Consider the following 13,433-nt stretch of genomic DNA (forward strand, 5'->3'; position numbering starts at 1 on the left):
TTATAAGGAATCCTATTTATAATAATGTATTATTTTTGCAAATAAGTCAAGAAATTAAACAGGTATCTAAATTTTCACTTCTGACGCTCTGCAATAAGAAAATTGCTGTGTATCATAGATAGTATAGCAAGAGCGGAAATATCGTAACCGGTGATGTAATATCTCGCTTCGTTAACAGCCACCGAGGCAACGGCCAACTTTTTATCACCGTCCTCGACAAAACCGGTAAACCACTCACACCTGCCTTCAGGATAGTTAAGTTGAGAGAGCGTTCCTGTTTTACCACCAATAGTGAGGTAAGAATATCTCCTGAGGCGACGGAAAAACTTCTTGTCAGAGGCTGTTCCAAATCTGACAGTGTCAAGCATCATTTTTTTTATTGTTTCTGCCGTCTCTTTTTTTATAACACGCCCCAAAACGTGAGGACGATTCTTATAAATGACTTTCCCCTTATACCTTACCTCTTCAATCATGGAAGGCAGCACCATAACACCGCCATTTTCTATAGTAGCCGAAATGAGAGCCTCGTGTAAAGGACTTGTCCTCGTTTCTCCCAAACCGGCTGCAATTAAAGCAAGGTCATAATCGTCAAGAGGTTTCCTGATAATACCCCACGGAAAACCGTAATCTTTCCTGTTAAATCCAAACCTGTAAGCATAATTAAGAAGTCTCTTTTCCCCTATAAGCCTACCGATAACACCAAAGTAAGGATTAGAAGAATAGGCAAAGGAGTGGAACATGTTTCTCGGAATTATATAGTTACTTTTAAACCAGACTTCGGGAGAACAGGAATCATCGTGACCTCGTGTTATTAATCTCTCTTTCGGATCTATGCCAAACTCAAGAGCTGCAGCTGCCGTAATTATTTTAAAAGTAGATGCCGTAACAAACGTGTTCCTGATTGTCAAATCAGGATAATTTAAGCTGCTAACGGCTGCAATCACCTTACCGGTGGAAGGTTCTATAGCAACAAAAGCACCGTATTCTAATTTATATCGCTTAAATTCTCTTTTTATATCCTTCTGAATTTCAGGATTTACAGTAAAAATCACCTCTGTACCATTTAAATCTCTATAAACATATCTACCATCCTCTACATGAGCTTTTTTAAAAAGGGTGAATTGTAACGTAAAATTCCCGTTTAATTTATCAAGAAAAACTTCGTACGGTTTCTCTGGTCTCTCTATTTCTGTTTTGCCACCTATATTTGCCATTGAATTAATAATATAGGGATAAATTACAATGGCAAAAATTATCGCAAAAGCAAAAAGCCAGTATCTTAACTCCTTCCTCTTAAAATCAGCCATTAAATCACCTTCTCCCGATTCCATTTATGAAAATGCTGGTTTAAAATATATTCCAACTACTTATCGTATGGAAGGCTAAATGAGCATCAAAGGATATCTGATAGAACTTGCAGAAAAAAAGAAAAACTCCATAACTACCGACTTTGAAACCATTTCTTTAGAAGCCCTCGGAAAGGCCAGCGAACTGTGGAAAGAGTTTGAAGGTGAGGAAATAAAAGCCACAATAGGAGCCGTTGACGGAAGCTTAAACAAGAAAGAGTTCCTCGGATTTGTTGTTTTTGCCGTAGCTGCATCGTCTGTTTTCTTCAACGAATCAGGAAAAAATGAGGAAAGAGAAAGCTATAACATAGACATAGATGTTCTAAAACCCTCAGAATACTCTGACTCAAGAATCAGGCTTTTTATGGGTATTCTTGAAATAAAAGAACTCCTTAAACTATATAAGGAAGAAAATCCCGACATTATGCTTATCGACGGTTCCATTGTAGGAGACATAATAAGGCCAGTATCGTTCACCTTCCAGATTGAAGACGAAGAAAGAGAATACGTTGAAAACTGCCTTTTCCCCGAACTAAAAGAAACCTTCTCTCTAAATTCTATAAACTCCAGGGCTTTTCACGAAAAAATTGTAAAAGACGTAAAACCTGAAAAATATCCTGTTATTGCAGGTTACCTTGAATATCTTGAATATTTATTATCGATAGAAAAATTGCTCAATGTTGCGGAAGACAGAATAGTAGCCATATCAAAGAGATCCTCTTCAAAAATTTACAACTTCAACTCTATCATGCCTGATATATTCATCTTTCAAATGGCTGATGTACCTTCCGGATACAGCAACCCCGTTGAGGTAGAAATATCACCTGAAAAAAAGTACAGGTTTCCTGAAATATTTGAAGATTCTTTCAGAAAGCGCAAAATAAACGTTTTCTTTGCAAAATTTACCACAGACGTGTACAAAATAGAAACAAACCTTCAACCTGAAAAGGTAATGGGAGCATTAAAAGGTACGATAGTAAGAAACTATCCCTACCCTCTAAAATTAGCCCACGACTCCGTAAAAATAGACAACCATACGATGGAAAAGATAATATCTGTCCTGTCAATCCATTTTAGAACAGGAAGGGAAGGGGTGGATTAACCACCCAGAACCTCAACAATTGCATCTTTGTAAGTCTTAACCATCAGTTCTATCTCTTCCTCTGATATGGCGAGCGGAGGCATCATTACAAGCGTAGGACCTAAAGGTCTTGTGAAAACGCCCTTTTCTATTATCCGTCTTGAAACACGCCTTCCAACATCGTCCTTCCAGGAAAATCCTTCTTTAGTCTCCTTGTTTTTTACCAGTTCTATGCCAACCATAAAGCCTCTACCACGAATATCACCCACATGCTTCAAGTCAGACAGGTGAAAATTCAACTGTTCGTAGAGAAACTCTATCTTGGGCAAAAGAGCTTCAGGCCATCCCTTCTCTCTAAAAAGCTTTAAGTTCTCAAGTGCAACTGCACAACCGAGCTGATTTCCCGTAAAAGTGTGTCCGTGGAAGAACGTTTTTCCACTCCCGTAATCTCCGCCCCAGAAAGCTTCGTAAACATCATCCGTAGCAAGAGTTATAGCCAAAGGCATATATCCGGCTGTTAACCCTTTAGAAACAGCCATAATGTCAGGAACAACATCTTCCCACTGACAAGCAAACATTTTACCGGTTTTCCCAAAACCGGTAGCAACTTCATCAAGTATGAGCAAAACACCGTATTTATCACAGAGCTCTCTTACTCCCTTTAAAAATCCTTCAGGATGAACGATAATACCGGCGGCCGCTTGAACGAGAGGTTCCATAACAACAGCCGCTATCTCATCACCCCTTTCTCTCAGGATAGATTCCATAATAGAAAGAGAATATTCTTTACATTCATCTTCTGTTCCGTCAAACCTGTATGGATGAGGGGAAGGGACCTTGAACGTTTCAAACATGAGTTCCCTGAACATTGAATGAAAAAGATCTATTCCACCTATACTGACAGAACCTATCGTATCACCGTGGTAAGCCTCTTCAAGCTTTATAAACTTGGTTCTCTGTTTTTCTCCCTTTAGTTGCCAGTACTGATAAGCCATTTTAAGTGCAACTTCCATCGCCGTAGAACCGTCATCCGAATAAAAAACGTGTTTTAAACCTGGCGGGGCAATATCCACTATCTCCTTTGCAAGCTGAACGGCAGGAACGTTTGTTAAACCTAATAAAGTCGAATGGGCAATTTTGTTTGCCTGAGCATAAAGGGCATCATTTAACCTTCTAACGTTGTGACCATGAACGTTACACCAGATTGAACCGACAGCATCAAGATACCTGTTGCCATCAACATCATAAAGCCAGCATCCTTCACCTTTCTCTATCACGATTGGTTCATTCTTAACGTACTCGGCCATCTGAGTAAAAGGATGCCAGACAAAAGTTTTATCCCACTCTTTCAGTTGATTTGCATCTATCCTATTCATTGTATCCCTCCTTTAAAAGTTCAACCTCCTTATTCCAGTAAATCGGAACCCTATCAAAAGGTAAAGTGTCATTATCATCAGTCACATAAAGGTAAGAAACGTCAGTGGATAAAAGAACATTTGACATTTCACCTTCAGAAGCACCGTATATTATACAGCTGCTTTTTTCGGGAAAATCGGAATAGCAACCGTAAGTCTCAAACACATCGTAACTGTTTTCAAAAACAACAACATTATCGGCAAAGGAAAAATACCCCTCCGGAGGTCTTGTTCCCGGATTTAAAACAACAAAATAGTTTCCCTTAGATTTTATATAACCATACAGCGTTTTGTAATAATCAATATTGCCGGTATCGTTATCACTTGTTACTTCATCAAGGAAGAAACCTTTTATCCCCGGGTAAAGGCTTAACCAGGTATCAATGTCAGCTTCTACTTCAGACAACGGTCTCTGAGCGTATGTTGTGTAAACATAACCTACAGGAAGAAAACCCCTATCATTTAAACTTTTTATCATTTCTGTGTAATTTGGATCTTCAACACTGCCCGGTCCTCCTTCAAAGGCAGGATTTAGAACAATTATCGGAGAAAGTTCAGCAGGAAGCGAAAGAATCTTTTCCCAATTGGAATCAGTCAAATCCGGGTAAAAGTATGCAGGTATCAGGATTTTATGCTCCGGTGCTTTTTCAACCCTTACGCCGCACGATGAGATGAGAAAGACAGAAAGAAGGAAACACCATATCCTCATAAAACCTCCGGAAAACAAAAAGACCTTTTTAAACTTCGGAGAATAAATTTATAATTTAAATAATCATACCGCTACGGAGGCACGGAATGAAACTGATAAAAAGAGTGATCACGACAGTTGCTTTACTTGGCATATTTACAACTTCATACGCCATGAACTACAATGAGATAAAAATTGCCTATCACAAATCTTTCACATATGAGAAAGCCAGAGACTATAAGGACGCCATAAAAGCCCTCATGCCCGTTTACGAAACTTACCCCAAAGGATACACGGTCAATCTGAGACTTGGATGGCTTTACTACCTGATGGGGAAGTACAAAAATTCAGAGGTTCACTACAGAAAGGCGATGGAAGCCATTCCTTCTTCGGTTGAAGCAAAACTCGGTCTTTCCCTTCCACTTATGGCAGAAAAAAGATGGGCAGACGTGGAATCATTAATGTATAAAGTGATAAAGACGGATTACTACAACTTTTATGGAAACTTAAGACTTGCCGTAGCTCTTAGAAACGAAGGAAAAGCCAAACTCGCAGAGCAGATAGCAAGAAAAATGCTCGCACTCTACCCATCAAACGTTGCATTCCTTACAGAGTTAGGGCTTGATCTATTTGCCCAGGGAAAGAAAAAGGAAGCGTACGCTACATTCAGCGACGTTCTTATTCTTGACCCCGAAAACACGGTCGCAAAACATTATCTTGGAATTAAATAATGACATTTAAGGATATCCCCGAATTTATAGCGGACAAAATAGAAAGCGGCAAACCGTACATAGCCGTAAGAGAACTTTCTTCAAGACTTCTCCTTGAAATATGTAAAATCCGTAAAAAACCTATAATAGGAAAAGTTGCAGGCACACTGCAGGAACTTGCTCTGCAACTGATTCAAAAAGACTTCCTGAATCCCGGAATAATGACAGAACAGGAACGACTCTTCATAGTCAGAGATGCCATAAGAAAAACGGGAATTCCCCACTGGAGAAGCCCTTCTTATGTAGAAATAGTTGATAACAGGATAAGAGAACTAAAAGAACATAACATTGAAACAGAAACCCTGCGGAAATGCGCAGAAAAAGTCAACGGAAATCTTTCTAAAAAGTTGAAGCTAACCGCTAAAATCCTCGATAATTACAACTCACTTATAGGAAAATACAAGAAGTACGACATTTTTTCACTGTTTGAATCAGCAAAAGGGAAAAAACCGGAATATAGCGAAATTATACTCTTTTTCCTTCCACAAATACTTCCTCTTGAAGTGGATTTTCTGAACTCAATAAACACACCTATCACTGTAATAACTTTTAAAGACAACGGCTCATTTTTCAGTAAGTTAAGTAAAGAAAACCTAAAATTAGTTCAAAACTGGAAAATTATTGAGGTTGAACCGGCAGATATTGCGAAAAACTTCTCTTTTAAACCAGAGGGGAAAATTGACAAAGTAAAGTTAACGGAAATTTCCTATACCACGGAGAGCGAAGGCATTAAAATTGTTGTCTCTTTTGTTAAGAAACTCTTATACGAAGGCGTTCCTCCAGAAAAAATAGCCATTGCAGGAAGGAATCTCGAAGGAAAAGAACTGCTGTTTTACGAGGCATTCAGAGAAGAAAAAATTCCCTTCTTTTCCCAGTACAAAGGTATTCCTGTTAGTTTACATCCGGCCGTCAAAAAATTTTTATCCAGCGTAAAAAACGACGAAGAAAAAACCATAAAGGATTGGTGTAAGGCACTCAAAGAATCAGCTGAAAAAGAAAACATAGAAGAAGAACTCGTAAAAGAACTTGAAACACTAAACCGAGAAATCGTCGCCCTAACCGAATCCAATATCATAGAGAATAACAAAATCAACGGTAAGGAATTTCTTGAACTTTTAAAAATTATAATGAAAAACAGAACCTTTCTTATATCAGAAGAAGAACCCTTCGGCGTGTTTGCAGGTACACCGGAAAATGTACCATCAGCACTTCCAACCCACATACTGTTTTTCGATTTCTCATCGGGTACCTATCCCCGCTCATTCCCGTTCGATCCAGATTTCAGCTACCAGGAAAGGGAAGAAATAAACCGGATTTTAAACCTCAACAATCCGATTTTAGAAGCTCTACCGGGGCGAGAAAAACTGATAATGTATGAGTTCCAAACATTCTACAATGTCCTTGCCACAGATCCTCAAGAGATGATATTTACATACCATATAGATAAAGGCAGTTCCACGTTCCTTTCCATACTAAAAACCTACACAAATCTGAAAAAAGAAAGTAGAAAATTTGTTTCCGCAAAAGCAAAAAGGCTCCTCTCTATATACAAAGACAAAACCAACGCTCACACACCTATAGAATGGGGAATTGTCAGATGGAAAGAAAAAATAGAAGGCGCTAAAGAAATGAACTTCATTTTTGACTCCAACTTCATAGGCAAATACCTGCCCAAAAACCTTTCTGTAACTGACGTTATATCTTACTTTGATTGTCCAACAGAGCTTTTTTTCACAAAGATCGTTGGTTACAAAAAGACCACAACCGTAGAAGCCCTTGAAGGACAGATATACCATGAATTCATAAGGCGGTATTTTTCAGAAGGTGGAAATCCGGAAGAACTGTTTGAAAAAGTTTTCAAAGAATTCACTCAAAGTGTGGATGAAGAGCGGATCTTTCTCCACAAGCCTTTTATCAAATATAACATTTTAAAATTTATAGCCGACTGGCAACCAAAAAGTAATGTTTACAAGCAGGAAATAGATGTAGAGGTAAAAATAGATGACATAACTCTATCTGGGAGAATAGACTGGGTCGAAAAAAAAGATAAACACATAGAAGTCATAGATTTTAAAAGAGGAAACGTAAGTACAGACGAGTATGATCCGGGAAAGAAAAAATCATTTCAGATAATTTTATATGGACTCTCCCTTGCAAGAGAAAAGGATGTCGTTAAAGCTGTGAAAAACTGGAAACACAAACAGATAAACTTTGCATTTATAAGCATTCCCAAATTCAACAAAAAAAGTGAAGAGAAAAACTGGCTGAAATATTTTGAAGGAAAGAGAATAAGAAAAGAAATCATGTCATCCATTACGTGGGTAGTAACAGGATATAGAATGATAGAAAAAGGGTTTTTTGCACCCCTTGGCATTAACCCTTATAAACCAAGTCCAAAAAATAAAGAAAAACTTTTCAGCTTTAGAGAATCAAATATGTGCCCCTATACCCACACTTTAACCCAAAAGCAGCTAAATATTTACAGAGAAAAAGTGCAAAAAATGTTTAAACGTATTAACAAAAAGCTCTGGGGCTAACTTATAACCTGAAAAAGCATCTATCCACCACTTAACACTTTTTAAGCTTCCCTGAATATATTAATCTAAAGGCAAATTAAAACGTTTATTTTTAAAATCCTGAGAATTTACTTGACAGATTAATTAAACAGAGATATGATAAAAGTCAGGAGATTGTATGTATCTAACTAACGGAGGGTATGATGAGAAAGAAATTACTGTTGGGACTTATACTGGTTCCACTGGCTATAACAGCCTCCTGCGGAACTGCCAAGAAAGAAGTTAAAGTTACACCCGAGCAGCAGAAGGAACAGGTAGAGCTCAAAGAAAAGTATCAGAAACTGTTAGACGAAATTGACACTATGAAAGATAAACTCACTAAAACTAAAGAAGAGAAGGCTGCTACACAAGAGAGAATAACTTACCTTGAAAACCAGATTGCAGCTCTTGAAGCTGAAAAGGCATCTCTTCAAAAAGAACTTTCAACCATGCCTTCAAAGGAGAGCCTTGAACAGGAACTTCAGGCTCTTCAGGCTCAGTTAGGGGGTGAGCAATGAGAAAGTTAACCGCAATAGTCACAGCAATGCTTATCTCTTGTGCGATTTCTCCAGCATTTGCAGCTGGAACATGTTCATCAAACATCTCAAATTATGAAACATGCACAGCAACAAATTCAACTGAAAATGCAACAGGAAATACAACAGAAAATGCAGCAATTCAAAAACCAACTGAGGCTACTTCGTATGAAGAATTAATGGCCCAGTACAAAAAAGCTCTTGCAGAATACAACAGTTTAAAGGCTGAACTTGAAAAAGAAGAAAAAGAGCTTGCCATGCTTAAAGCTCAAGAAGCTGAACTTGAACAGAGGTATAACGCTCTTTCCTCAGACGTTGAAGCTCTGAAACAGGAAATAGAATACAGAAAGCAGCTTGAAGCAAAGATTGCAGAGCTTAAAGCAAAACTCGCAAAAGCCGGCAACAAAGTAGAAATGCTCCGAAGAAAGTTCATGGCACTTCCTAAAAGCTACCGCGTCGTAAGAGGTGATACTCTATGGGGAATTGCTTCAAAAAGCTACATTTATAACGACCCCTGGCAATGGCCTCTAATATACAGGGCAAACAGGAACAAAATAAAAAATCCTCACCTTATTTTCCCTAAACAGGTGTTCACTATACCGAGAAATATAACAGCCGAAGAAGTGATAGACGCAAGGAGACAGGCTCTAAGAACCCCTCCACCTCCAGGTGCAAAAGTTATAAAAGTCGGCCCTGTTAGAGCTGAAGACGTTCCAAAAACAGCAACCGATTACTTCCTTTTCATGAACAAATAACCGTTGAGGGGGGAAAGTTCCCCCTCCATTTCTCTTGACTTATCCACAGATAAGAATAATTTTAATGGTGCGTTCTCTTTACTACTTTTAAAAGAGGTGATATAATTGGGGAGAAAAAAAATCCCCCACTCTTTTGTAGAAGACTTGCTATCAAGAGTTGACATCGTTGACATAGTGTCAAGGTATGTCTCTCTCAGACAGGTAGGCCGCAACTTTTCAGCCCTCTGCCCCTTCCATCCAGAAAAAACTCCCTCATTTGTCGTAAGCCCGGAAAAGCAAATATTTAAATGCTTCGGCTGCGGCGTTGGTGGTAACGCAATCACCTTCATAGAGAAGTACGAGAATCTATCGTTTTACGAAGCGGTAAAGAGGCTCTGTGAACTTTCAGGCATTGAATTTCCATCAGAATTTTCAGAGGAAGATTCTGAAGCCGATACAGTATTTGAAAGCGCCAACAAAGCAGCAAAATTTTTCCACTCAAAAATAGACAGAATAAAGGAATATTTGAAAGCCCGTTCAATAGATAAAACAAGCGCTGAGAGATTTCTAATAGGATACGCACCCGCCGATTACCACAACCACCTCAAAATAAATAGAGAAATACTCAAAAAGCTAAATCTTATAACTGAAAAAGGTTACCCATTCTTTAAAGAGAGACTCATCATTCCCATATTCAACCACAGTGGCAAAATTGTAGCGTTTGGCGGAAGAGCACTCAAAGCAACTCAGAAACCAAAGTACATCAACAGTCCAGAAAGCGAGATATTCCACAAAAACAGCATCCTTTACGGATTTTTCCAGGCAAAAGAACGGATTTTAAAAGAAAAGGAAGCTGTTGTAGTAGAAGGTTACTTTGACGTCATATCCCTGTTCCAGGCAGGAATAGAAAAAGCGGTAGCTCCCATGGGAACTTCCTTAACAGAAAACCATGCTAAAACGTTGAAAAGATACGCAAATCGGATAATTCTATTTTTTGACGGCGATGAAGCTGGCGAAAAAGCCACACTGCGTTCTTCAAAAATTTTCACAGAGTTAGAAGTTGAACCTTTTATCGTCCGTCCACCGGAAGGTGAAGATCCTGATTCCCTCGCAAAGAAATCACCTGAAAAGCTTAAAAAACTTCTGTCAGAACCAATTCCGCTCATCCGGTACCTCATAGAAAAAGTTGAAAAGGCACCACTTGAAATGCAGGCAGAAGAGATAAGAAAGGTCATCGACGTATTCTCACCTATGAAAGACAAAAATCCCTTCAAATTTAAAAAATTCCTCTCAGAACTATCTGCCGTTACAGGTGCAGATATAAAGTGGCTTAAAAAGCAGGTGCCGCAGTATAGAAACAGAAAAGATGCAGAAAAAATCGAAAAACCCATAATACCTGAGTATGAAAAAGCTTTCATCAAAGGCATGATAGAGGGAAAAATACCCGTAAACCTCGACATATCACCAAACGTCTTCGTATCAGACGATTGCAGAAAACTTTTTGTTCTTTTCAAGATGAAAGGAAACATACCTTCATCGATAGAGATAGAACAGGAATACCCTGAACTTGGTGGAACAATCGCAGAAATAGCACTTACCGAATTTACCGAAGAGGAAATAAAGGCTTCTCTGTGCAGAATTGTCAAGAAAGAGTTAGACAGAAGATTGAAAAACACAAAAGGCTTCATTGACAGGAAAAGGCTGAAAGAACTGTGTGTCAATCTAACACCTGAGGTTGGGGGAATTGAGGAAATTATTTCTTGCATCCATTAAATCAAGGAGGTGCAGCGTTGGAGAAGAACAGCTTTGAAGAGCTGATAGCCCTGGGGCGAGAGAAGGGCTATGTAACATTTGACGAACTTATAGAGCACATCGACGAAGAAGCTCTCACCCCGGAACTCTTAGAAGAGCTGATGACGCAACTTGACGAGTACGATATAGACATTATACCAAAAGAAGGTGCCGAAGCCATAGATCTGTCAAAGCTCCAGATAACGATATCACCTGATACGCTCCCCCGTTCTGATGACCCCATAAGGCTTTATCTTAGAGAAATGGGCGGCATCCCCCTCCTTAAAAGGCATGAAGAGATAGTCTTAGCAAAAAGGGTTGAACTTGGAAGAAAAGCACTTGTCAGGTACCTTCTGAAAACGAGAGAAGTTTTAGACTTTGTTCTTAAAGCAGAAGAAGAAATAAGAGCTGAGAGATTAAAGGTAAGAGACATTCTCCGGTCACCTGATGACTTCGCTGAGGGTGGTGAATCAGAAAGACGAAAAAAGTTTTTCGCTATAACCGGAAAAATCAGAGAACTCCTGCCGGAGTTTGAAGCAAAGTACGAAACGTACAGAAAAAGACCGAGGAGCAAGAAAGCAAAGAGGGAACTCATAAAAGTGTGGGCTCAGATCAACACACTTTTAAGGAAACTTCCAATATCATTTTCCATATACGAGAACATGGCAGACAACCTCTACCAAAAAATGAGAGAACTTAAAAAGTGTGAAAAGAATATACAGAAGCTCAGTGGAAAACTCTCATTCTTGGGCACGCCGATAGAGCAGCTACCTCTCATGTTTGATGACCCGGAAATCCAGGAAAAGATAGACCGCTCAAAGTACACGACAAGAGAAGTGAAAAAGTTTGTAAAAAAGTATCTTGAATATAAAGAGAGATACGCAAAGATACTATCTGAAATTAACATGCCCAAAAAAGTCTTCTATGAAACAACAGAAAAAGTTTACTTCTATAAGAAAGATTCACAGGAAGCAAAACAGATACTTGTCCGGTCAAACCTGAGGCTTGTCGTTAGCATAGCCAAGAAATACATAAACAGGGGACTTCACTTCCTGGATCTTATTCAGGAAGGAAACATCGGACTTATGAAAGCCGTTGACAAGTTCGAATACAGAAGGGGCTACAAGTTCAGCACATACGCAACCTGGTGGATAAGACAGGCAATAACAAGGGCAATAGCCGACCAGGCAAGAACGATAAGAATTCCCGTTCACATGATAGAGACAATAAACAAGCTCATAAAAGTCTCAAGGCAGATGTTCCTGGAAATGGGCAGAGACCCGAAACCGGAAGAGATAGCAGAAAGATTAAAAATGCCCGTAAGCAAGGTAAGAGCTATCATGCAAATATCTCAAGAACCTGTATCCCTTGAAACACCTATCGGAGATGATGAGGACAGCACACTGGGAAGTTTCATAGAAGATGCAAAAAGCCCTATACCCGAAGAGGTAATCATCAAGAATGACCTGAAGGAAAAAGTATCAGAGCTTCTATCGGTCCTGAACGAAAGAGAAGCAGATGTTTTAAAACTTCGCTTTGGTCTTGATGGCTATCCGGAACACACCCTTGAACAGGTAGGAAAGGCTTTCAGAGTTACAAGGGAAAGAATAAGACAGATAGAGTCAAAAGCTCTTAAAAAACTTAGAAATCACGGTCTTGATATTGACTTAAGCATATTCCTTGAGAGGTAGGGCTTCCCTGCCTCTCTCTAATATACCAATAAATGCAGAAAAATCATCAAAAACAGGTGCAGTTATCCTTACACTTTTACCGGTAAAAGGTGACTTAAAGGCAACTTCCTGAGCGTGGAGCATTATCCTCGGTGCAAATCTCAAGAGAAACGGGAAACTCCCCCTGAAGTACCTAAACTCACCTACAACAGGATGGTTCAAAAAGGCAAGGTGCCGCCTTATCTGATGCTTCCTACCGGTCTCTATTAAAATTAGAACTTCCGTAGCCCTATCAAACTGCTTAGTTGCTCTTATATGACTTAACGCTTCCCTCCCATCAAGAGGAAGACAAATGCGCTTTTCCTCTCTAAAACTTCCGGATACAAGCGCCCTGTAAATTTTCTTTATTCTTTTTTCTCTGAATAACTTAACCATCTCTTCAAAAATCTGATCACTTTTAGCAAACAGCAAAACGCCCGTTGTTTGTTTATCTAACCTGTGAATAGCCCTGATTTTTTTAAACCTCTTTTTAAGAATCGATTCAACATCGGGAAAATTCCGGTTTGAATTTAAAAAAGGCGGCTTGTTGACAGCAAGAATAAAGTCATCCTCATAAATAATCTCCAATTCGGGATGAGAAAAAAGATAATCAGAAACAGAAAACTCCACAACACTATCTTTCCTCAGCAGTAACTGTCTCTTTAAAACTTTTACACTGTTAACAGAAACAAGACCTTCGTCAAGAATCTTTCTAACTTTGCGCTTTGAAATTTCAAGAGTTTCTGAAATTACAGGTTCAAGTTTTCCGGAGCGATTTCTAATCCTATAAGCGCTAAAAATCATCAAC

General features: G+C 39.0%; 11 protein-coding genes. 7 read left to right on the plus strand and 4 right to left on the minus strand.

All coding sequences use genetic code 11. The annotated features are described in order from the left end of the window. Positions 1 to 74: 74 nt before the first annotated feature. Positions 75 to 1,307 carry a penicillin-binding transpeptidase domain-containing protein gene (locus H153_RS0103065; RefSeq protein WP_022846675.1) on the minus strand — a complete coding sequence of 411 codons (1,233 nt, stop codon included), beginning with the start codon at positions 1,305 to 1,307 and terminating at the stop codon, positions 75 to 77. 79 nt (positions 1,308 to 1,386) lie between these two features. Here H153_RS0103065 and H153_RS0103070 point away from each other — a divergent pair, with 79 nt between their 5' ends. After that, the gene (locus H153_RS0103070; RefSeq protein ID WP_022846676.1) at positions 1,387 to 2,448 is read left to right on the plus strand and encodes a DNA double-strand break repair nuclease NurA; all 1,062 of its coding nucleotides are present in this window, start codon (positions 1,387 to 1,389) and stop codon (positions 2,446 to 2,448) included. On the opposite strand, the gene bioA is transcribed toward H153_RS0103070, so the two are convergent. Next, entirely contained in the window at positions 2,445 to 3,803 is a 1,359-nt protein-coding gene (bioA, locus tag H153_RS0103075; protein WP_022846677.1) for an adenosylmethionine--8-amino-7-oxononanoate transaminase, read from the minus strand. The two genes, H153_RS0103070 and bioA, sit on opposite strands and share 4 nt — an antisense overlap. Beyond that, the gene (locus tag H153_RS0103080; RefSeq protein WP_022846678.1) at positions 3,796 to 4,551 is read right to left on the minus strand and encodes a spherulation-specific family 4 protein; all 756 of its coding nucleotides are present in this window, start codon (positions 4,549 to 4,551) and stop codon (positions 3,796 to 3,798) included. Before H153_RS0103080 ends, bioA begins: the two co-directional genes overlap by 8 nt. Positions 4,552 to 4,637: 86 nt before the next feature. Between H153_RS0103080 and H153_RS0103085 the strand changes: the two genes are divergently transcribed. The 6 genes from H153_RS0103085 (at position 4,638) to rpoD (ending at position 12,607) form a co-directional block, all read left to right on the plus strand. Further along, complete coding sequence (locus H153_RS0103085) at positions 4,638 to 5,261, plus strand: hypothetical protein (protein WP_022846679.1); 624 nt, start codon at positions 4,638 to 4,640, stop codon at positions 5,259 to 5,261. Continuing rightward, entirely contained in the window at positions 5,261 to 7,837 is a 2,577-nt protein-coding gene (locus tag H153_RS0103090) for a PD-(D/E)XK nuclease family protein (protein WP_022846680.1), read from the plus strand. The genes H153_RS0103085 and H153_RS0103090 overlap by 1 nt, the downstream gene beginning before the upstream one ends. A 182-nt stretch (positions 7,838 to 8,019) precedes the next feature. After that, complete coding sequence (locus H153_RS0103095; protein ID WP_022846681.1) at positions 8,020 to 8,373, plus strand: hypothetical protein; 354 nt, start codon at positions 8,020 to 8,022, stop codon at positions 8,371 to 8,373. Continuing rightward, complete coding sequence (locus H153_RS09120) at positions 8,370 to 9,146, plus strand: LysM peptidoglycan-binding domain-containing protein (RefSeq protein ID WP_022846682.1); 777 nt, start codon at positions 8,370 to 8,372, stop codon at positions 9,144 to 9,146. Before H153_RS0103095 ends, H153_RS09120 begins: the two co-directional genes overlap by 4 nt. Before the next feature lie 105 nt (positions 9,147 to 9,251). Next, positions 9,252 to 10,898, plus strand: coding sequence for a DNA primase (gene dnaG / locus H153_RS09125; protein WP_022846683.1), 1,647 nt, complete (start codon positions 9,252 to 9,254; stop codon positions 10,896 to 10,898). 17 nt (positions 10,899 to 10,915) lie between these two features. Further along, positions 10,916 to 12,607 (plus strand): RNA polymerase sigma factor RpoD, encoded by a 1,692-nt coding sequence (rpoD, locus tag H153_RS0103110; protein ID WP_022846684.1) that lies wholly within the window; start codon positions 10,916 to 10,918, stop codon positions 12,605 to 12,607. Here the strand turns inward: rpoD and H153_RS0103115 are convergent. Continuing rightward, a complete protein-coding gene (locus H153_RS0103115) occupies positions 12,584 to 13,429 on the minus strand; it encodes an RluA family pseudouridine synthase (protein WP_022846685.1) in 846 nt (281 codons plus the stop codon). The genes rpoD and H153_RS0103115 overlap by 24 nt on opposite strands. Between the last annotated feature and the right edge of the window lie 4 nt (positions 13,430 to 13,433).

The organism is Desulfurobacterium sp. TC5-1 (genome assembly GCF_000421485.1).
Taxonomy (GTDB): domain Bacteria; phylum Aquificota; class Aquificia; order Desulfurobacteriales; family Desulfurobacteriaceae; genus Desulfurobacterium_A.